Here is a 20480-nt window from a genome sequence, read left to right as displayed (position 1 = left end):
TCAGCGCAGCTCCTGGCCGGGCATGAGCAGTTCCTTGCCACCGTTGATCAGGTCGTTCACGCTCTGGGCGCGGGAGCCCGGCAGTTGCAGGCGGGTGATACGCAGGGTTCCGCTGCCACAGGCAATATCGATTCCCTCCCGATCCCGTTGGACGACGGTTCCGGGCGGGCCATCGCTGGTGGTAACCAGAGCCCGGGCCTCGTGAATCCGGATGCGTTGATCACCCAGATCAGTGTAGGTTCCGGGCCAGGGATTGAAGGCGCGAACCAGTCGTTCAATGGCCGTGGCGTCTGTTGCCCAGTCAATATGCCCTTCGGTTTTGCTCAGTTTGCTGGCGTAGCAGGCCAGGTCGTCGTTCTGCGGCTCTCCGGTGAGTTCACCTTTCTGAAGCAACTCCAGGGCCTTGATGATGGCCTTGCCACCGAGCTCTGCCAGGCGGTCATGCAGGCTGCCGCCGGTGTCGCTGTCATCGATAGTGGTGAGGGATTTCAACAGCATGGCCCCGGTATCCAGGCCTTCGTCCATCTGCATGATGGTGATGCCGGTCTCGGCATCGCCAGCGGCGATGGCCCGCTGGATAGGTGCGGCGCCGCGCCAGCGGGGCAGCAGCGAGGCATGGATGTTCAGGCAGCCGTGGGTGGGAATGTCGAGCACCGCCTTCGGCAGAATCAGGCCATAGGCGGCGACGATCATCACGTCCGGGTTCAGGTCGGCCAGTTGCTTCTGGGCTTCGGGTGTTTTCAGGGTTTCGGGCTGAAAAACCGGGATCTCGTGGTCCAGAGCCACCTGCTTGACCGGGCTGGGCTGCAGTTTCCGGCCGCGACCGGCGGGCCGGTCCGGCTGGGAATAAACGCCAACGATGGTGTGGCCGGCGGCAATCAGTGCTTTGAGCGCGGTTGCCGCGAAATCCGGGGTGCCAGCAAAAACAAGTCGCACGGTGTCTGGGTCTCTGTTCCGTTGTAATACGAAAAGACCGGGTCATGACCCGGTCCGGAAGATAGCGTCTGGTTTTCTCTTGCCTGTAGCCTTATCAGGCGCTCTTCTTGTGCTGCTTCTCCAGCTTCTTGCGAATCCGGTTGCGCTTTAGCGAGCTGAGATAGTCGACGAACAGTTTGCCGTTAAGGTGGTCCATCTCATGCTGGATACAGACGGCCAGCAGGCCTTTCGCTTCCAGTTCGAACGGTTTTCCATCCCGGTCCAACGCCCGGATCATACAGTGCTCGATCCTTTCGACATCTTCGTAGAATCCGGGTACCGACAGGCAGCCTTCCTGCATGGCTTCCCGTTCACCGTCCAGCACTTCTACCTCGGGGTTGATGAACACCCGCGGCTCGCTCTTGTCCTCGGACAGATCCATGACAATGATCTGCTTGTGAACATTCACCTGGGTGGCCGCAAGGCCAATGCCGGGCGCATCGTACATGGTCTCGAACATGTCGTCGATCAGCTTGCGGTCGGTGTCTGTCACCTCTTCTACCGGCTTGGCAATGGTGCGCAAACGGGGATCCGGGTATTCGAGAATCTCTAGTATCATAGGTCGGTCTTTCGCCTGTATGTCGGGACGCCCGCAAAATTATGCCGGCATCTCTTTTGACTTTGCTGCTCTTTGTAACAGTGTGAAACTGATCTCCGAAATGCGACAGCGTACTGCGCAAATTTTCGCCCTGCCTCTACTATTATCGGGGCAAGGCCCCAGCTTTCAACGGCTGGAGGGGTTATCAAGCTTTATACGACTATTATCCAACAATTCGTCGATTGAGTACAAACTGATCAGTTAATAGTTAAAATCTTTCAACGGCGGGATAGAATTTACTGGAAGAACAAAAGATAACATCACAATTTGCGAGACTTCTTCTATAGTAACTGGAATAACAACGTAATAAGCTGCAGGAAACTGACTGCATCCCAACAGAATGCAAAGAATCAAGGCACGCGATCAAGGACTTACACAATGAGGAAACTGCTGTACGCTCTGGCAGCAACTACGCTGCTTATAACCTCCTGGGCCCATGCTGCACCGGAGCTGCGGTCCGATCATCCCGAGCGTTACACCGTTGTGAAAGGTGACACACTCTGGGACATTTCGGCCCGTTTTCTGAATAACCCCTGGTACTGGCCGGAAATATGGCATGTGAACCCGCAGGTCGCCAACCCTCACCTGATTTACCCCGGTGATCGCCTTGCCCTGGTTTATATTGACGGCAAACCGCGTATCACCAAGGTAGCCAGCAGTGATGTGGTAAAGCTGTCGCCGAAGGTACGTTCCGAGCCGATCGATACGCCGATCCCCGCCATTCCTCTGGACGCCATCGGCAGCTTCCTCACTGACACCCGAATTGTCAGCCCGGAAGAGATCAGTGGCGCTCCCTACGTTCTGGAGGGTGAAGACGGCCGGATTATCACCGGTGCCGGCGACAAGCTCTATGCTCGCGGCGAGAAGCCTGCGGACAAGGTAGGTATCTTCCGTCGCAGCAAGGAGTTCCGGGATCCGGACACTGGCGAATTCCTCGGTCTTGAAGCCCGCAGCATTGCCCGTGGGGATGTAGCCCGGGAAAACGGCGATGTGCTGACCGTAAACCTGACCAGTTCCAACGAAGAAGTTCGCATTGGCGACCGGCTTCTGGTGAGCGAAGATCGTCGGCTGACCACCAGCTTTGTGCCCAGCGCGCCCAGCCAGGAAATTGAAGGGGAGATGATCTCGGTTGATGGCGGTGTGAGCCAGATCGGTCAGTTCGATGTGGTTGCCATTAACCGCGGTACCCGGGAAGGTCTGGAAGCTGGCAACGTGATGGCCGTGCTGAAAAGCGGCAATCTGGTTCGCGATCCGGTGACCGGAGAAACCATCGAGCTGCCCTCCGAGCGTGCCGGGTTGCTGATGGTGTTCCAGGCTTATGAAAAAATGAGTTATGGGCTGGTGCTGCAGGCCAACCGCGTGTTGACGGTGGGTGACAAGGTTACCAACCCCTGATTGACTGAATACCGATAGACGCAATGGCCGGACCAGGAAGGTCCGGCCTCGCTGTTTTCAAGGACGATGCCGTGTTTTCCTGTTCCTCAGCCCAATGGCTGTTTCTGACTTGCCTGCCAAACCTTGGTCGCACCCGTCGGCGTGAACTGCTGACAGAACTCCCTGACCTGCCCCGACTGCTCTCAATGAATGCCGCAACCTTGCGGGCCATGGGCATGACTGCGGATGCCATAACCGCAATCCAGGCCTGGCAACAGCAGGATGATGCTCATCCGGCGGTTCGGGAGGTACGGACCATTTCGCGCGATTGTCGCAAACATGGCATCGGTATTCTGACCTGGCAGGATACCCATTACCCGGAGCAGCTCCGGCACATTCACGATGCACCCCTGGTACTTTATACCCTGGGTGATACGGAGCTTCTGGCCAGGGACCAGATCGGCATTATCGGCAGCCGCAAGGCAACTCCCGCCGGTCTGGACCATGCCCGACGTTTTGCTGGGGAACTCAGTGCCCGGGAGTTACTGGTGACCAGTGGTCTGGCGCTGGGTGTCGACGGCGCTGCCCATGCCGGTGCGTTGGATGCCGGGTTTCCGACCATAGCGGTGATTGGCTGCGGCCTGGACCGCATCTACCCTCACCAGCATCGGCGCCTGGGTGGTCGGGTGATTACCCACGGGTTGATGATTTCCGAGTATCCCCCTGGTACGCCGGCAAGAGCCGCGCACTTTCCTCAGCGCAACCGGATTATCAGCGGCCTGAGCCGCGGGGTGCTGGTGGTGGAGGCGGGTCTGCGCAGTGGCTCCCTGATCACCGCGCGAATGGCGCTGGAACAGGGGCGGGAAGTATTCGCCATTCCCGGCTCGGTGCATAGCCCGGTCGCCCGGGGCTGCCATCATCTGATCAAGCAGGGTGCCCGCCTGGTGGAGACGGTAGACGATATTCTCGAGGAGCTGGGTGCCTGGTGGTCACCGCCGCTAACGGCTGATTCTGCCTCTGCGCCGGAGCCAAAGGGGCAGGGCAACGAACCCCTGGCCGGTCTGGACAGCCGCGAAATCGCGGTATTTGAGGCTTTAGGGTATGATCCACAATCAACCGATGCACTGAGTTCAGCAACCGGTCTTCCCGCCGATCAGCTCATGCAGTCCCTGCTGCTTCTTGAGTTGCAGGGCCTGGTAAGTTCGGCACCGGGAGGCTTCCAGAAAATCGCCTGAACCTGGTGTGAACATCTACCCTGATCATTCCGACAGAGCTGTATGCCCAATTCCCATCCTCTTTCTGACTGGCAATTGCATTGTGCCCGCCGCACGGTTTTCAGTGGCGGTGTTATCGCCTATCCCACCGAAGCTGTCTGGGGCCTGGGTTGTGATCCCTGGGACGAGGAGGCCGTGGAGCGGATTCTGGAGCTGAAGCAGCGCCCGGTCGAAAAAGGCGTGATTCTGGTGGCTTCGACCGTTGACCAGATCCGCTTCCTGTTGGACCCACTGCCTCGAGCGCTGCAAGCCGAGGCAGAGCGTCACTGGCCCGGCCCCGTGACCTGTCTGTTGCCAGACATAGAGCGGCAGATTCCAGAATGGGTTCGTGGAAAACATAGCTCCATTGCAGTCCGGGTCAGCCAGCACCCTGTGGTACGTGCCCTCTGTGAAGCCACCGGAATGCCCCTGGTTTCCACCTCCTGCAATCCGGCCGGGCGTCAGCCAGCCCGGCATATCTGGCAGGTCAGGGGCTACTTTGGTGATCAGCTTGACTGGATCGTGCCTGGGGCACTGGGTGGCAATCGCAAACCCAGCCGTATTATTGATATTGTCAGCGGTCAGCAACTTCGTTAGGAGCGTTTATGGCACAGCAACCCGATAGCCAGGCGGTAAAGCAGTATCTGCTGGGACTGCAGGAGTCTATCTGTAGCCGGCTGGAGGCTGTCGAAAACGGTGCATCGTTTATCCGGGATGCCTGGGACCGGCCGGAAGGCGGCGGCGGTGTCAGCCGCGTGATCACCGAAGGCAGGGTGTTCGAGAAAGGCGGGGTCAATTTCTCCCATGTGATGGGTGACACCATGCCGGCCTCGGCCACGGCCCATCGTCCGCACCTGGCCGGTGCTCCCTGGCAGGCCATGGGCGTGTCGCTGGTTATCCACCCAAACAATCCCTATGTGCCGACCTCTCACGCCAATGTCCGGTTCTTTATTGCCACGCCGAAGGACAGTGAGCCGGTGTACTGGTTTGGTGGTGGCTACGACCTCACGCCCTACTACGGTTTCGAGGAAGACTGTGTGCACTGGCACAGGACAGCCCGCGCCGCCTGTGAACCGTTTGGAGAGGGCATCTATAAACGCTTCAAGGACTGGTGCGACGACTACTTTTACCTGAAACACCGGGACGAACCCCGGGGTGTCGGTGGTCTGTTCTTTGATGATCACAACACCGGCGACTTCGAGCAGGATTTCGGCCTGATGAAAGCCGTGGGTGACAGCTATATTGATGCCTACGAACCCATTGTCCGGCGCCGCATGGATCACCCTTTCGGTGACCGAGAGCGGGATTTCCAGCTCTACCGGCGCGGGCGTTACGTGGAATTCAATCTGGTCTATGACCGTGGCACTCTGTTTGGCCTGCAATCCGGTGGTCGAACAGAATCCATACTGATGTCTCTGCCGCCCCTGGTGCGCTGGGACTACAACCGGACCGCCGAGCCCGGCTCAGAAGAAGCCCGGCTTACCGACTATTTTCTGACCGGTCGCAACTGGCTGGAGAGCAAAGATGAGTAACGATCTCTATGCGGTTGTTGGCAACCCCATCAGCCACAGCAAATCGCCGAGGATTCACAGCCTGTTCGCCAGCGAGACCGGCGAGCCGGTTGAGTATACCGCCATCCAGGCTCCGCTGGATGATTTCGCTGGCACCGTGAAGCAATTCTTTGAGCGGGGCGGAAAGGGCCTGAATGTGACCGTACCTTTCAAGGAAGAAGCCTGGAAGCTGGCCGATCGCCGTACCGAACGGGCCGAAAATGCCGGGGCAGCCAATACCCTGTACCTAGATGACGATGGCCGGCTCACCGCTGACAACACCGACGGTTGCGGTATTGTCCGGGATCTTGTCAGCAACCATGGTGTTACTCTGAAGGCGGCGCACATTCTGGTGCTGGGTGCCGGCGGTGCGGTTCGTGGTGTTCTTGGTCCGATCCTGGCGGAGCATCCTGCCTCAATAACCATTGCCAACCGGACGGTCACCAAGGCTGAAGCCCTGGTCGAACTGTTTACACCGGTGGCGGGTGAGACCGCGCTTTCCGCCTGCGGCTTCGAACAGCCCTCTGAGCCGTATGACCTGATCATCAATGGCACCAGTGCGAGCCTCCAGGGCGATTTGCCCCCACTGTCACCGAAGGTGATTGCGGAGAAAACCGTGGTCTACGACATGATGTATTCCCTGCAGACCACCACCTTCAATCAGTGGGCACTTGAACAGGGCGCACAGATCGTTCATGACGGGCTTGGTATGCTGGTAGAACAGGCAGCGGAATCGTTCCGGATCTGGCGCGGCATCAGCCCTGCCACCCGCCCTGTCATTGAGGAATTGCGTAACGACTGAGCCGCTGCCCCCGGATTGGGCTATGCTCAGAGTCAACATTCCGTAGGGATTTTTGATGGATATTCTTACCCTTGTAGGGCTCGTGGCTGGTGTCCTGATCGTCATTCTGGCGATGCTGGCCAATGCCTCCTTCCTGACCTTCCTGAACCTTCCGGGGCTTGCCATTGTGGTGGGCGGGACCTTTGCTGTAACCCTGATCAAGTTCCGCATGGCGTCGGTGATGAGCGCCTTCCGCCTGGCCATGTCTGCCGCGTTTACCGACCGCATGGCGCGGCCGGCGGAGCTGATCCGGGAAGTGGGCTCGCTGGCCATGGTGGTGCGCAAAGAGGGCATTCTGGGCTTGGAGAACCACCAGACGGATAATGAGTTTCTCCAGAAGGCGATCAATCTGTGTGTCGACGGCCACCCGCCGGAACTGGTGGAGGAGGCACTGGCCCAGGAAACCCAGCAGACCGCCGAGCGATACGAAGTGGCCGAGCGAGTGTTCCGTGGCATCGGCGAATCGGCCCCGGCCATTGGCATGCTGGGCACCCTGGTGGGTCTGGTACAGATGCTCAACACCCTGGATGATCCGTCCTCCATTGGCCCGGCCATGGCGATTGCCCTGCTCACCACCTTGTACGGTGCGTTTATTGCCCAGCTGATTGCCCTGCCCCTGGCCGACAAGCTGCAGCTGAAAGCCGAGGATGAGGCCCGGAACCAGATGCTGATCATTACATCCATCAAGAACATCATGCGCGGCGAGAATCCCCGGGTAATGACCGAACTGCTGTCTTCGTTTGTCCACCCGGCGCAGCGCACCGGCCTGGCGCCGGAGCGGGAGGCCTGAGGGTTTGGAACTGGTCCAGAAGAAAAACAGGAAGCGTCTGCAGAACCAGACGCCGGCCTGGATCGTTACCTTTGCCGATCTGGCCACCCTGCTGCTGACCTTTTTCATACTGCTGTTGTCGTTTGCCGAAATGGACGTTGAGAAGTACCGGGCCATGGCCAATTCCATGGCGGTCGCTTTTGGCTCCAGCAATGTCCTGGCCGAGGATATCGGTGGTTCCCCGCTGACCATGATTGAATCCGAGACGGTATCCCTCCCCGAGCCAACGGAATCCCAGACGAGGGAGCCGGAGTTTATTGATGAACGCGCAGAGGGTGTCGCGCCCACCCAGATTCCGGGTGGTGTGATTGATCTGGCCAGCCGGATGATCCGGGAACTGGAATCGGAGGTGGCTTCGGAAGCCCTGAGTGTCAATTACGATCAGAACCAGGTTGTGATCCGCTTCTCCGAGGAAGCTACCTTCCGATCCGGTGAGGCCGCCATCAAGCCCGAGATGATCCCGATCATCGAACGGGTGGTCAACGTGCTGTCCGCCTGTACCGGCGATGTGTTGGTGTCCGGCTACACCGATGACCGGCCCATTTCCAGTGACCGCTACCGCTCTAACTGGGATCTTTCGGCGGCCCGTGCAGTGTCCGTGGTGCACGAGCTGGTGATGAACCGCCAGGTACCGGCCGAACGGGTGGTTGCGGCCGGGCGTGCCGAGACCAACCCGCTTGCGCCGAACGACACCCCGGAGAACCGGGCTCTGAACCGCCGGGTGGAAATTGCCATTCGCAATCCCGAATGCAACGACGAGGTGTCCACCGGCGACCTGCCCGTCGAAATCATGCCCTGAGCCTTATATCTGAGGCGTAGCTTCTCATTCGCAATCCATATAACTGTCCAGCTTTCAGGGCTTTATACTGTGCGCCCGATAATTGACTGGCACAGCGAAGCGAGAGAGCAACCATGAGTGGACCGGACAAGCCGAAAGTGATTGGCGAAGAATGGAGCGATGAGCGGGTCAGGAGTTTTCTGGATATCCGCCCCTGGGATGCCGCTGAAAATGCCGACTATAACGCTCTGTTGAAAGCCTACCAGGCCATGCGGGCGGAAGATTTCGAACGCTTTATCGGATTTTTCGTTGCCGAAGGACGGGATCTGAATGCCACCGGCCCGGACGGGGAAACCATTCTGGACCTGATTTCCCGGCATCGCCGCAGTGTGGATTATGCCCGGGCGCTGGAAAAGGCCGGTGCCAAAAAAACGACCGCAGCCGGAATCTGATCCCGGTGCAGTCGTGTGTTGCCTGAGGTTGTCGGCGTTTACTGCACGTCGACTTCAATGGCTTTGGGCTCTTTTGGTTCGGCTTTCTGGAGCGTCAGGGTCAGCATGCCGTCCTTGAAGTTCGCCTTCACGCTATTCTCATCGACATTCTCTGGCAGCGTGAAGCGGCGCAGGAAGCTGCCGTAAAAACGCTCTATCCGGTGGTGCTTCTTGTCGTCGGTCTCGTTCTCACTCTTGCGTTCACCCTGAATGCTCAGAACGCCCTCGTGTACTGTCACCTTTACGTCTTCCTTTGACATGCCCGGCAATTCGGCCTCGATGGTAAAGGCCTCCGGGGTTTCCTTGATGTCCACAGCCGGAGCCCAGTCGCTGCGGCTGAACAGGTCTTTGCCTTCGCGCTCGCTTCCCGAGCGTGCCAGGCCGAACATGCGATTATAGCGGTTTATCAGGTCTTCGAATTCATTGACCGGATTCCAGCGGGTAAGATTGCTCATAAGGAACTCCTCCTTTTAACGGAACGAATCTGGATGTTTGACATCAGCTTCGATCGCGGAACAGCTCCATGCCGGTGGCGCCAGCCGGATGGTTATCCGTGAACTTCTGCTAGTACCCAATGTAGGTTCAGCGCGGATGTTTTCAAGGGCGGGGTTGATGGAATTTTGATCAGGGTCAAATAGGGTTCAGAGTTCGCCGAAATGGCGGTGTAAAAACGGGCGGAATCGGCTCATGGTGGCTCCCGCTGTTTCCGGATCGGGCCGGATACCCGGTCGAAATCCCGGCAATTCGCCGGAAAGGAAGGGAGCTACCAGCGACGGATCAGCGCTTATGACATGGACAATGACATCCCGACTGGCGTCCTCACCCGTAATCAGTGGTGCCGGCTGATGGTCACCCAGAATGATCATCAGGGCGTCCTGCCTTAGATGGTGAGCGGCGAAACCTCCGGCAACTTCCAGGGCATAGGCAATTGCCTGCCCATAATGCTGGCGGACCCGATCCGGTTCCCGCCATAACGAAACCGGTGCCTCGCCAGCACCCTCCCAGTTCCGGAACACCTCTCCGTTGCCGATGCTTTGCCAGTCATCAAGCACCGGCAGGATCGGAACCCAGGGTGCGTGGCTGCTGATCAAGGCCAGTTCGGCGAACAGCGGCCCCTGGTGAGCTTCGCGGATAGCCTGAAACCGGTGCCAGGTGTACTGGTCGGGCATGGTGACCCAGTTAAATGGCGGCCCCTGGTAATCCAGATCATCGTGATCGTAGATCTGGTCGTATCGGAACAGTCGGCCCTCAGGCCAAGCCTGGGTGATAGCTGGCATTACGGCCACGGCTTTGTGCCCGGTGCTGCGGAAATCATCGATCAGAGTCGCGTAGCCGCTGCTGAGTAGTGTTTCGTAGGCAAGCTGGTTGTGAATCCACTGGCCACTGAGTACTGACAGGTGGCCCAGCCAGGACTGGCCACCCTGGATCGGCGACTGCAGCCTGCCGGTGGCGACCGTCAGCCCCGCCGCGTTGAGTGACCGGCCCATGGCTTCAAGGCCTGGGCCGACTATGGAACGGTAGCGCTCGTCAGTGACCGTGGAGACGCCGTAGGATTCAATAAACCCCAGAATCACATCGGTTCGCGCCAGTCCAGGCAACGGCGTCGGCTGGTTTTCCCGCCCCGGTCGAGCGCTCAGCTCTTTGGCAAAGCTCCGGGTTGTCTGATGAGTGTGATTGATCAGGGAGGCCTGATTGGCAACAAAGGCCAGCGCCGGGCTACCGATCCACGGGGTCACGGCCCCGGCCAGGAACAGGCCTGACACCAGCCAGAGGGGGTTCCCCAGGCGAGCCGGAGAATGATGCGCCAGCCGTTGCAGTCCATGTTGAAATACCCAGCCTGTCCCGGCCACCACCGCAGCCAGGGCGACGAGAGCCAGCAACGCCAGAACGCCTCCCAGGTTGGTATCCAGCAGGTTCCAGGCCGCATCCAGCAGGCCAAGTTCCAGATAAAGGTTCAGCCCGCGGCCAAGACTTTCCCGAACCAGGGCATCTGCCAGAACAAGAAGCACCAGCAGCCCAAACAGAACGGCCAGCATTTGGGTGACGCGATACCGCTGTTCCGGCACCCTGAGCCCGCAAACGACGGCCCAGATGATCAGGGCTTCCAGGGAAAACCAGGGATTGTCCCCGGGCAATGCCAGGGCGGGCAGCAGCAATAACCCGTTCAGGATGAGCAGCCAGACCAGTATCAAGACGCTACCTCCACCCATGCCAGTTCCTCTCGGCGACGGGGCAAGGACACCGCTGCCGGGGAAGCACTTTCAACCGATTGCGCCATGCAGCCAAGCACGGCCCGCCAGGGCGATTCTGGAGTGGCATGCCAGGCCCGCCAATGCAGAGCTTCCAGGGCCTCCGGATGATTGCAGATCAGGGTGAGTTCCCGGTGAGTCAGGGCCTGTTTGCCTTCTGTGGCACAGCGATCGACCAGGCGTTCCAGTGCCCGTGCTTTTTTACCGGTGGCCGGCTGAGCACCAGATTGGGAAGCCCGGGCAAAGACTGGCGACAGAACCATCTGTTCGAACCAGCTCAACCTGCCTGGATCATGGTGAAGTGGGGATGTGGAATCGGCGAGTTCAATCACTCTTGTGATCTGACCATCCTCCGGCACTTGCAGCCAGGTATCTGTGCCGGGCTTTCGGCCCAGCCAACAGGCCAGGGCCGGTGCCAGAAACACCGGTGCCAATACCGGCAGGGCCCAGGGCGTCAGGGTTGGTGCCTGCCAGTGAATCAGTGCAAGGCCTGCGGCTGCTGAAAACAGAAGCAGGCCAAAGTTATGGAGGCTGAGGTCCGGACTGAGGCCGCCGGCTCTGTTCTGCCCCTGCCAGCCCACTTTTAGGTTCAGCAGAGCCCGGACCACATGAAGGGTGTGAATCAGCATCCGGATCGGGGCAAGCGCCAGCGCCGCCAGTGTTTCAATGAGGGTGTTGCCATAGAGCCTGAACAATCCGCCAAACGCGAGGGTTCGCCTGGCCAGCCCGTGGTCCGCCACGGCAAGAAGCCGCGGGCCGAAGAGTAGCAGTGCAGTTACGGCAACCAGCAGGCTGCCAGCACCAGAGCCGGCTTCGTTTGCGGCCATCACGCCGGGTAGCGCTGGCTCTGGCGTCGGTCCGGCCAACGCCACATAGCCCGATAAGCCCAGGAAAAGCAGCCAGAGCGGAGAAGCCAGATAGGAGAGAATACCGGTCAACAGGGCCATTCGGTGGGCCATTCGGATCTTGCCCATGGTTACCAATAGCCACAGGTGCTGGAGATTGCCCCGACACCAGCGCCGGTCGCGGATCAGGTCATCTTCGAGTGTCGGCGGTGATTCCTCGAAACTGCCGGCGATGGCCGGTTCCAGCCACACTTCGTAGCCTGCCCGGCCCATCAGTGCAGCCTCGATGAAGTCATGGCTGAGCACAGGCCCCCGGAACAGGCCGGGACCCCGAAGCTTGCGTAGTCCACAATGGGCCATAAACGGGGCTACCCGGATGATCGCATTGTGGCCCCAGTAAGTGGCTTCCCCCAGTTGGATGGCTGCCAGTCCGGCACTGTAGAGCCTGCCATAACAGCGGTTGGCAAATTGTTGCAGGCGGGCAAACCGGGTTTCTGCCCGGGCCAGGCGGGGTGTGGTCTGGATGATCCCCGCCTCGGGCCGGGCTTCCATGAGCTGTATAAGCCGGGTAATGCAGTGGGCACTGAGCAGACTGTCGGCATCCAGCACCACCATATAGCGGTAGCGGCGACCCCATCGACGCAGGAAATCGGCGATATTGCCGCTCTTGTAGTTCAGGTTGATGTTGCGTCGCCGGTAGAACAGCTGCTGACCAGGACCCAGCTCCCGACGTATTTGCTCGCAGGTCGCCTGTTCCTCCAGCCAGATGTCCGGGTCACGACTGTCCGAAAGCACGTAGAAATCCACAGCCCCGGCCTGCCCCTGTTGCTCGAGATCCTGAATGATCGCTTTCAAGCCACCGAGGGTATGCTGTACCGGTTCATGGCAGATGGGCATCACGACAGCGGTTGGGGCAGAGAGCGGCTCCGGGGCCCCATTGGGCCTTACACGGCTGGAAAGGCTCCAGGGGTCGCCACCGAAACGAAGGACAACGAATCCGAAAACCGCCGTCCAGAAACCCACGCCAATCCAGGCAAACAACACCCCGAATACTATCAGCAATAGGGCGATTGTTCCGGAGCCGGCCTGGTCCGGGACAGTCTGGGCAAACAGAAATATGCCGGCCAGGGTCTGAGCGGCGACAAGGAGGACAAGCAGGAAGCGCCGCCGGAAGGCAATCGGGCGCCAGGAGCCAGCATTATTCACGGGGATACCCGATACTGGCCCGCGTTATCGGTGGCAGATGACGACCCACACGCGGCTCGGGCAGCGCAAACCACAGGGGCATATGCTCCAGTAATTGCCCGGGACTCAAGGCCGGTTTCTCAGCCCCGCGCGCCTGCAACATGCTGTACAACTGTGCCCGGGTTTCCGGGCCGGTATCGTGGCCTGCAGCACGCAGGTACAGCAATGCTCGATCAAACGGTTCGTCCGATGTATCCACAAGGGTCTCCGGGATCCAAGGTTACCCCGAAACATACGGCTACGGCCTTGAGTTCAGACCACTGGCTTACTGATCGTTAAGGTACTCATCCTTCAGGCGGACGTAGTTGGCGGCGGTGTATTTGAAGAACCCCCGCTCCTTCTCGGTCAGCGCCCGGGCTTTTTTGCAGGGCGATCCCACATACAGATGCCCGGATTCCAGGGTTTTTCCCGGTGGCACCAGACAGCCCGCGGCAACAATCACCTCGTCCTCCACCACGGCGCCATCCATAATGATGCAGCCCATGCCCACCAGAACCCGACTGCCAATGGTGCAGCCATGCAGCAGCGCCTTGTGGCCCACAGTCACATCGTCGCCCAGTGTGAGCGGATAACCACCGGGGTTATAGTCACTGGCGTGGGTGATATGCAGAACCGACCCATCCTGGATGCTGCATCGATGCCCGATACGGATTTTGTGCATATCGCCACGCACCACGGTCATCGGCCAGATGGAAACGTCATCGCCGGTTTCAACATCGCCAATCACCACCGCACTTGGATCTACCCACGCCCGTTCCCCAAAATATGGCGTGATACCCTTGTGTGAACGTATATTCGTCATTACATAGTACCTGTGTTCTAGAATGTTCAGGTTTACCCCGAGGCCGGAGGCGGCTGTGGGAGAGGCCTTTCCAAAACTGTCTCTCGCCAAGGATGGCGAGAGCCAAGCGTCACAGGGACGTGCCGCAAGGAGCGTGTTTTGGAAAGGCCTCTCCCACAGGTGCCAGCCCCATAACCTGAAGAAACCAAACTACCCAAGATTCGACTAGCTGAGAAGGGGACCTATGAATAACCCGTTACTGACTGACGACCTGTTGCCGAAGTTCGACCATGTTCGCACCGAACATATGGAAACGGCAATTGACCAGATTCTCAGTGAAAACCGGATGAAAATCAGCCAGCTGGCCGAGCAGGAGGATCCCACCTGGGAGACCCTGGCGCAGCCGATGCAGGCGCTGGACGACAAGCTGAGCAATGCCTGGTCGGTGATTTCACACCTGAACGGCGTGATGAACAACGACGAGCTGCGCAAGGTGTACAAGAACTGCCTGGAGAAGCTCACCGAGTACAGCACCGAGGTGAGCCAGAACGCGGCTCTCTGCAACGCCTACAAGAAGCTGGCCGAGCTAGACGACTTCAAGAACCTGAGCGAAGCCCAGCGCAAGTCTGTGGAAAACACCCTCCGGGATTTCCATCTGGGTGGTGTCGACCTGCCGGAAGACAAGAAAAAGCAGTATGCCGAGTTGTCCCGGGAGCTGTCCGAGCTGTCCAACAAGTTCAGCGACAACGTGCTGGATGCTACCCAGCACTGGTTCAAGCACATTACCGATGTAGATGAGCTGGCCGGGGTTCCCGAAACCGCCATTGAGAGCGCCAAGCAGGCTGCCCGCCAGAAAGAGCTGGAAGGCTATGTGATCACCCTGGATTTCCCCAGTTTCTATCCGGTCATGACCTACTGTGACAACCGGGATCTGCGCCGGGAAGTCTATGAAGCCTTTGTGACCCGCGCCTCCGACCAGGGCCCCGATGCAGGCCAGTGGGACAACACCCCGGTGATGGCGGAGATCCTCAAGCGCCGCCACGCCCAGGCCAAACTGCTGGGCTTTGACAACTACGCCGAGCGCTCCCTGGCCACCAAGATGGCCCGCAGCAGCGACGAGGTGCTTGGCTTCCTGAACCAGCTGGCGGCCAAGTCCAAGCCCCAGGCCGAGAAAGAATTTGCCGAGCTGAAGGCGTTCGCAAAAGACGAACACGGCGCCGAGGAACTGCAGGCCTGGGACATCGGCTATTACAGTGAAAAGCTTCGCCAGAAGCGCTACGACATCTCTCCGGAAACCCTGCGACCCTGGTTCCCGGTAAACAAGGTGGTACCTGGACTGTTCCGGGTGGCCGAGAAACTGTTCGACGTGCAGATCGAAGCGAAGCCGGAAGTCGAAACCTGGCACGAGGATGCCACCGCCTACTGCATCAGCCGCAATGGCGAGCCCCTGGCCTGGTTCTATCTTGACCTGTACGCCCGCCAGGGCAAGCGTGGTGGCGCCTGGATGGCCGATTGCCGCGTGCGCTGGCGCAACCTCCGTGGCCAGCTCCAGCTGCCGGTGGCCTTCCTGACCTGCAATTTCACCCCGCCGGTCAACGGCAAGCCGTCACTGCTGACCCACGATGAGGTCACCACCCTGTTCCACGAATTTGGCCATGGCCTGCATCACATGCTGACTCAGGTGGACGTGCTGGATGTGTCCGGCATCAACGGTGTCGCCTGGGACGCCGTCGAGCTGCCCAGCCAGTTCCTGGAAAACTGGTGCTGGAATCCGGAATCCCTGGGCCTGATCGCTTCGCACCACGAAACCGGTGAACCGCTGCCGGAAGACCTGCTGCAGAAACTGCTGGCGGCCAAGAACTTCCAGTCTGGCATGGGCATGGTGCGCCAGCTCGAATTCTCACTGTTCGACTTCCGCCTGCACGCGGAATTCACCGACGAATCGCCCACCAACCCGCTGGATATGCATCGCAAGGTGCGCAGCGAGATTGCCGTGGTGGAAGCCCCGGAATTCAACCGCTTCCCCAACTCCTTCTCGCACATCTTTGCCGGTGGCTATGCGGCTGGCTACTACAGCTACAAGTGGGCGGAAGTGCTGGCGGCCGATGCCTTCTCCCTGTTCGAGGAGAAAGGCATCTTCGACCCGGAAACCGGGAAGGCCTTCCTCCACAATATCCTGGAGAAAGGCGGCTCACAGGAGCCGATGGAACTGTTCAAGGCCTTCCGGGGTCGCGAACCGCAGGTGGATGCGCTACTGAAACAAACCGGCATCGCTGACGAAGCTGCCTGACGATAGCGAGGGTTGTTTGGCAGCCTTTGGAGCGGATCCGGCTGATGTCGGATTACGCTTTGCTAATCCGACCTACATGACGTTTCGATCCAGGCATGGCGGGAGTAAGTAGGTCGGGTTAGGCCAACGGCCGTAACCCGACAACCACTGCCCAAATATACGGGAGTTTTAAAATGGCGAGTCCAAAACGTTTTATCGCCGGCGCCGTCTGTCCCCGCTGCGCGGAGATGGACAAAATCATGATGTTCACCACTGACGACGATGACCAGGTGCGCGAGTGCGTGGCCTGTGGCTTCACCGACGCGGTGTCTGACGCCGAACAGCCGTCCAACCCCGAGCTCGAGACCCGGGTGAACAAGCGCAAGAACGAGGACGATCACACGGTCAAGCAGGTGGTGTTTTTTAAGTCTTCCGCTGACGACGAGGATTAATTCTTATCTCCCAGCCTTCTCGTTGAGGGGCTGAGAGGCCATGGGAATGCTTTTCTTCTGGGAAAAACAACTCGCTTCGCTCAGACATCTTTTTCCCGGCAGAAAAGCACACCCACACCCTCTCGGTTTTACTCAAAAGATATCTCTTTAAGACAGAATCTTTTCAGCGATATCTGATGGTTTCTATGTGAGGGGGCCGGGGTATTTTTCCCGCCGGAAATTGATGTCTGAGCGCAGCGAGTTGCCATTTCCAAGGGCAAAATACCCCGGCCCCCTCGCAACTCCCCTCAACACGAAGGCTACAAAGCTACTTCCGAACTTAAAGAACCATAGCCGCCAACCACCCAAAGCCAAGCAGCGGCAGGTTGTAGTGCAGGAACGTCGGCACCACGGTATCCCAGATGTGGTTGTGCTGGCCGTCGGCGTTCAGGCCGGCGGTGGGGCCGAGGGTGGAATCAGAGGCCGGGGAGCCGGCATCGCCCAGGGCGCCGGCGGTGCCAACGAGGGCCACGATGGCCAGCGGGCTGAAACCCAGTTGCAGGGCCAGAGGCACGTACAGGGCCGCGATAATGGGGATGGTGGAAAAGGACGAACCGATACCCATGGTGATCAGCAGACCCACCACCAGCATCAGCAGTGCGGCCATGGCCTTGTTCTCACCGATCACGCCCACGGAGCTGTCCACCAGGCTGGCGATTTCCCCGGTTTCCCGCATCACTTCGGCAAAACCCGACGCGGCGATCATGATGAAGCCGATCATGGCCAGCATCTTCATGCCTTCGGTGAACAGGTCATCGGCCTCCTTCCAGCGCACCACACCCGACAGGTTGAAGAGCACGAAACCTGCCAGGGCGCCCAGGATCATCGAGCCCAGCCAGAGCTGCACCACAAAGGCGGTGACGATGGCCAACAGAGCCATAACCAGGGTGCGCGGGCTGTAGCTGGTGTCTACCCGCTCGGCTTTGGTGATGGTTTCCAGGTTGTAGGTGCGGCCACTGCGGTAGCTGAAAAAGACCGCGATCAGCAAGCCGCACAGCATGCCCAGTGCCGGCAGGGCCATGGCTTTCATGACGCTCAGGCCGGAGGCATCGACGCCGTTGGCGTTGATCTTGGCGATCAGGATCTCGTTCAGGTAAATGCCGCCAAAGCCCACGGGCAAAAACATGTAGGGTGTAATCAGGCCGAAGGTCAGCACGCAGGCTACCAGGCGGCGATCCATGTTCAGTTTTGCCATCACGTACAGCAGCGGCGGTACTACCAACGGTATGAAGGCAATGTGGATCGGCAGGATATTCTGGGACGAGATGGCAATGGCCAGCAGCAGGCCAATGATCAGGAAGCGGATGCCGTTAACGGCCGCGCCTTCTTCCTGGCGACCGACCAGGGCCAGGGCCTTGTCGGCAAGGGCGTGGGCCAGGCCGGACTTGCCGATGGCAACGGCGAAAGCACCGAGGGTGGCATAGGACAGTGCCACGGTGGCACCGCCGCCCAGGCCGCTATTGAAGGCTTCGATGGTGGCTTCCAGGGACATTCCTGCAATCAGGCCGCCGGATACGGCACCGATGATGAGGGCAACAACAACGTGAATGCGGCACAAACTCAGGACGAGCATGATGGCAACCGCAGCAACAACGGCATTCATGGCAAAACTCCGGGTAGGAATTAATGGTTTGTCCGGCCCCTTGTGGGGACCGGCATCATGAAAAGCGCGGTAATGTGCAGGAAATGATCGCGGTAGTCAAAGCGGTTGTGTAACGGTCAGGCTTCGTCGAGGCGGGCAAAGCGAGGCACCTGCTCTCCAGCGACCTCAACGGTTTCCCGGAACATGGTCAGCGGGCGCACCCAGAGGCTGTAGTCGCCGTAGAGGCAGCGGTAGACCACCATCTGCTCTTCGGTTTCACTGTGCCGGGCAACGCCGATGACTTCATAATCCTTGCCCTTGTAGTGTCGGTATTTACCCGGACGTATCTCGTTCTTGCGCTCGGTCATTATTGGCCTCAATGGATTCGGGCTATGCTGGCCCTGTCGGTACGGAGGACGTAGCACGCGCAACCGTCTAAACTGGAAACAATTGCAAGGATGCGTACGACTCAGTCAGGGCCTGAAAGTGTAGAACACCAGGACGGGCCCGAAAACCGGAAACAGCTATGATGCGGCAGGTTCCCTGCATCCTCCTGCTTTTATTGTCGCTGGCCTGTCTGGCCGGTGCACCTGTTCAGGCCGCTCCAGTGGCCTTCGAATGGCTGGAAGCGCCCGCGGATGAGCTGGCATTGGACGACGTGCGCGGCCTGTCCCCGGGAGCCTGGCAGGCATTCGGCGCCAGCGAGGTGTTTAACCGGGGATTCAGTGACGGCAGTTTCTGGTTGAAGATCGGGATTCCGCCGGAGCCTGCGAATCGGGTTCTGGAAATCGGCTATCCGTTGCTGGATGAGGTCTCTGTGCACTGGGTGCTCAACGGTGAGCTGATCCAGACCCATCACACGGGCGATACTCTGCCATTCAGCAGTCGCCCGATCCACCATCGTAATTTTGTATTCCTGGTGCCGTCGAACACCGAGCCGGTCACGGCGTTCGTTCGGGTAAAAACGCTCGGATCTGTCCAGATTCCAGTCGAGGCTACTCCCTCGGCGGAATTTCTCGCCAATGAGCAGTTTTCTTACGGTTGGCAGACGATGTTTCTGGGCATCATTATTGCGATGGCGCTCTACAATCTCTTTCTGTACGTGATCGTGCGCCATTCCACCTACCTCTGGTACGTGCTGACCGTTGTATTTACCGGGCTGGTTCAGCTCAATTTCAATGGTCTGCTGTTTCAGTGGCTGTGGCCGAACGCCCCCGGTATCAACCGGTATTTCACCATTCCGGTTATCTGTGTCGCCTTGTTCTCCGCCATAATTTTTACAATCCGGTTCCTCAATGTCCGGTCATACAGCCTCAGAAGCTACCGGTTTCTGCAGTGGATTCTGACCGCTATTTTTGCCTGCTTCGTCTTCACTCTCTTCGGCAGGTACCAGACGGGCATCGTATTGGTTAGCGGTATTGCGGCCGTGGTCACACCAGCGGCCTGGCTCATCGGTTTTCTGGTCTGGCGCAAGGGCCAGGTCCTTGGCGGCTTCTATGTACTGGCCTGGACGCCATTGCTGATCGGTCACCTGATTCTTGCCGTCAGCAAGCTCGGTATGATGCCGCGCAGTTTCCTCACTGAGTTCATGCCCCAAATCGGCGTTGCTCTGGAGGTGGTCCTGCTGTCCTTTGCCCTCGCCTACCGAATCAACCTGGAACGACACAAACGCCATAAAGCCCAGGAACAGGCACTGGAAATCCAGCAGCAGGCCAACCTGACGCTTGAAATGCGGGTTCAGGAGCGTACCGATGAGCTCGAACGGGCCAATGAGCGGCTCAAGGCGATCAGCCTCACTGACGGGCTGACTCATGTGGCCAACCGGCGACGTTTTGATGAAAAACTCCAGGATGAGTGGAGACGGGCCCAGCGACACGGTCACCCGTTGAGCCTGCTACTGCTGGATATTGATCACTTCAAGCGGGTAAACGATGAGCTGGGCCACCTGGTTGGCGACGATTGCCTGACCGAGGTGGCCGCCCTGTGCTCCGCAGAAGTCCAACGTTCCGGGGATCTGTTGGCCCGCTACGGCGGCGAGGAATTCAGCATCCTGCTACCGGCGACCCCGGAAGAGGGAGCGGTTCGGGTTGCCGAGAGGGTGCGTCAGGCGGTGGCCCGTTCCCCGGTGCATTCCGGCGAACGGGTGGCTCCGGTCAGCCTTACCATCAGTGTTGGTGTTGCTTGCCTCGTGCCCGGGTCAGAAATGGAGCCCCAGGAGCTGATCCGTCAGGCCGATGAGGCACTGTATGCGGCCAAGGAGTCTGGCCGTAATCGGGTCATGGTGGCCCGTGATTTCAGGGCGGCAAGCGTGCCCGGCGCCTGAGGCGCC

The 20480-nt window shown here is 59.2% G+C and carries 20 protein-coding genes; 11 read left to right on the top strand and 9 right to left on the bottom strand.

Annotated features, from left to right (window positions below):
- Complete coding sequence (gene fmt, locus A8B84_RS12155; protein WP_064229430.1) at nt 1–936, bottom strand: methionyl-tRNA formyltransferase; 936 nt, start codon at nt 934–936, stop codon at nt 1–3.
- 94 nt (nt 937–1030) lie between these two features.
- Nucleotides 1031–1534, bottom strand: coding sequence for a peptide deformylase (gene def / locus A8B84_RS12150; RefSeq protein ID WP_064229429.1), 504 nt, complete (start codon nt 1532–1534; stop codon nt 1031–1033).
- Nucleotides 1535–1951: 417 nt separating this feature from the next.
- Between def and A8B84_RS12145 the strand changes: the two genes are divergently transcribed.
- The 8 genes from A8B84_RS12145 to A8B84_RS12110 all read left to right on the top strand — a co-directional run bounded on the left by A8B84_RS12145 (nt 1952) and on the right by A8B84_RS12110 (nt 8650).
- Nucleotides 1952–2968: a LysM peptidoglycan-binding domain-containing protein gene (locus A8B84_RS12145; RefSeq protein WP_064229428.1), complete on the top strand. Its 1017-nt coding sequence runs from the start codon at nt 1952–1954 to the stop codon at nt 2966–2968.
- Nucleotides 2969–2991: 23 nt separating this feature from the next.
- Complete coding sequence (dprA, locus tag A8B84_RS12140) at nt 2992–4182, top strand: DNA-processing protein DprA (protein ID WP_201257891.1); 1191 nt, start codon at nt 2992–2994, stop codon at nt 4180–4182.
- A gap of 42 nt (nt 4183–4224) precedes the next feature.
- Nucleotides 4225–4797, top strand: coding sequence for an L-threonylcarbamoyladenylate synthase (locus A8B84_RS12135; RefSeq protein WP_064229427.1), 573 nt, complete (start codon nt 4225–4227; stop codon nt 4795–4797).
- Between the two features lie 8 nt (nt 4798–4805).
- Entirely contained in the window at nt 4806–5732 is a 927-nt protein-coding gene (hemF, locus tag A8B84_RS12130; protein ID WP_064229426.1) for an oxygen-dependent coproporphyrinogen oxidase, read from the top strand.
- Complete coding sequence (gene aroE / locus A8B84_RS12125; RefSeq protein WP_064229425.1) at nt 5725–6552, top strand: shikimate dehydrogenase; 828 nt, start codon at nt 5725–5727, stop codon at nt 6550–6552. The genes hemF and aroE overlap by 8 nt, the downstream gene beginning before the upstream one ends.
- A gap of 55 nt (nt 6553–6607) precedes the next feature.
- The gene (locus A8B84_RS12120; RefSeq protein ID WP_064229424.1) at nt 6608–7381 is read left to right on the top strand and encodes a motility protein A; all 774 of its coding nucleotides are present in this window, start codon (nt 6608–6610) and stop codon (nt 7379–7381) included.
- Between the two features lie 4 nt (nt 7382–7385).
- Entirely contained in the window at nt 7386–8219 is an 834-nt protein-coding gene (locus A8B84_RS12115) for a flagellar motor protein MotB (protein WP_064229423.1), read from the top strand.
- A 113-nt stretch (nt 8220–8332) separates the two neighbouring features.
- On the top strand, nt 8333–8650 hold the full coding sequence (locus A8B84_RS12110; RefSeq protein WP_064229422.1) for a PA4642 family protein: 318 nt from the start codon (nt 8333–8335) through the stop codon (nt 8648–8650).
- A 38-nt stretch (nt 8651–8688) separates the two neighbouring features.
- On the opposite strand, the gene A8B84_RS12105 is transcribed toward A8B84_RS12110, so the two are convergent.
- From A8B84_RS12105 to A8B84_RS12085, 5 genes are all read right to left on the bottom strand, one after another.
- Nucleotides 8689–9144 (bottom strand): Hsp20/alpha crystallin family protein, encoded by a 456-nt coding sequence (locus A8B84_RS12105; RefSeq protein ID WP_064229421.1) that lies wholly within the window; start codon nt 9142–9144, stop codon nt 8689–8691.
- A gap of 186 nt (nt 9145–9330) precedes the next feature.
- A complete protein-coding gene (locus tag A8B84_RS12100) occupies nt 9331–10899 on the bottom strand; it encodes a hypothetical protein (protein WP_064230083.1) in 1569 nt (522 codons plus the stop codon).
- Nucleotides 10878–12989: a glucans biosynthesis glucosyltransferase MdoH gene (mdoH, locus tag A8B84_RS12095; protein ID WP_082905154.1), complete on the bottom strand. Its 2112-nt coding sequence runs from the start codon at nt 12987–12989 to the stop codon at nt 10878–10880. The genes A8B84_RS12100 and mdoH overlap by 22 nt, the downstream gene beginning before the upstream one ends.
- Nucleotides 12982–13227: a hypothetical protein gene (locus A8B84_RS12090; protein ID WP_064229420.1), complete on the bottom strand. Its 246-nt coding sequence runs from the start codon at nt 13225–13227 to the stop codon at nt 12982–12984. The genes mdoH and A8B84_RS12090 overlap by 8 nt, the downstream gene beginning before the upstream one ends.
- Nucleotides 13228–13293: 66 nt before the next feature.
- Nucleotides 13294–13830, bottom strand: coding sequence for a gamma carbonic anhydrase family protein (locus A8B84_RS12085; RefSeq protein ID WP_064229419.1), 537 nt, complete (start codon nt 13828–13830; stop codon nt 13294–13296).
- A gap of 223 nt (nt 13831–14053) precedes the next feature.
- Between A8B84_RS12085 and prlC the strand changes: the two genes are divergently transcribed.
- A complete protein-coding gene (gene prlC, locus A8B84_RS12080) occupies nt 14054–16099 on the top strand; it encodes an oligopeptidase A (protein ID WP_064229418.1) in 2046 nt (681 codons plus the stop codon).
- A 173-nt stretch (nt 16100–16272) separates the two neighbouring features.
- The gene (locus A8B84_RS12075) at nt 16273–16530 is read left to right on the top strand and encodes a YheV family putative zinc ribbon protein (RefSeq protein WP_064229417.1); all 258 of its coding nucleotides are present in this window, start codon (nt 16273–16275) and stop codon (nt 16528–16530) included.
- A gap of 319 nt (nt 16531–16849) precedes the next feature.
- On the opposite strand, the gene A8B84_RS12070 is transcribed toward A8B84_RS12075, so the two are convergent.
- Both A8B84_RS12070 and A8B84_RS12065 read right to left on the bottom strand, forming a co-directional pair.
- Nucleotides 16850–18172 carry a Na+/H+ antiporter family protein gene (locus A8B84_RS12070; protein ID WP_064229416.1) on the bottom strand — a complete coding sequence of 441 codons (1323 nt, stop codon included), beginning with the start codon at nt 18170–18172 and terminating at the stop codon, nt 16850–16852.
- 116 nt (nt 18173–18288) lie between these two features.
- On the bottom strand, nt 18289–18519 hold the full coding sequence (locus A8B84_RS12065; RefSeq protein ID WP_064229415.1) for a DUF1653 domain-containing protein: 231 nt from the start codon (nt 18517–18519) through the stop codon (nt 18289–18291).
- 158 nt (nt 18520–18677) lie between these two features.
- Between A8B84_RS12065 and A8B84_RS12060 the strand changes: the two genes are divergently transcribed.
- The gene (locus A8B84_RS12060; RefSeq protein WP_227512811.1) at nt 18678–20474 is read left to right on the top strand and encodes a diguanylate cyclase; all 1797 of its coding nucleotides are present in this window, start codon (nt 18678–18680) and stop codon (nt 20472–20474) included.
- Nucleotides 20475–20480: the final 6 nt, after the last annotated feature.

Origin of the sequence: Marinobacter sp. EhC06 (assembly GCF_001650915.1) — a bacterium.
Lineage (GTDB): Bacteria > Pseudomonadota > Gammaproteobacteria > Pseudomonadales > Oleiphilaceae > Marinobacter.
Note: the sequence above shows the minus strand (reverse complement) of the source record. Positions and strands in the feature narration are given on the sequence as shown.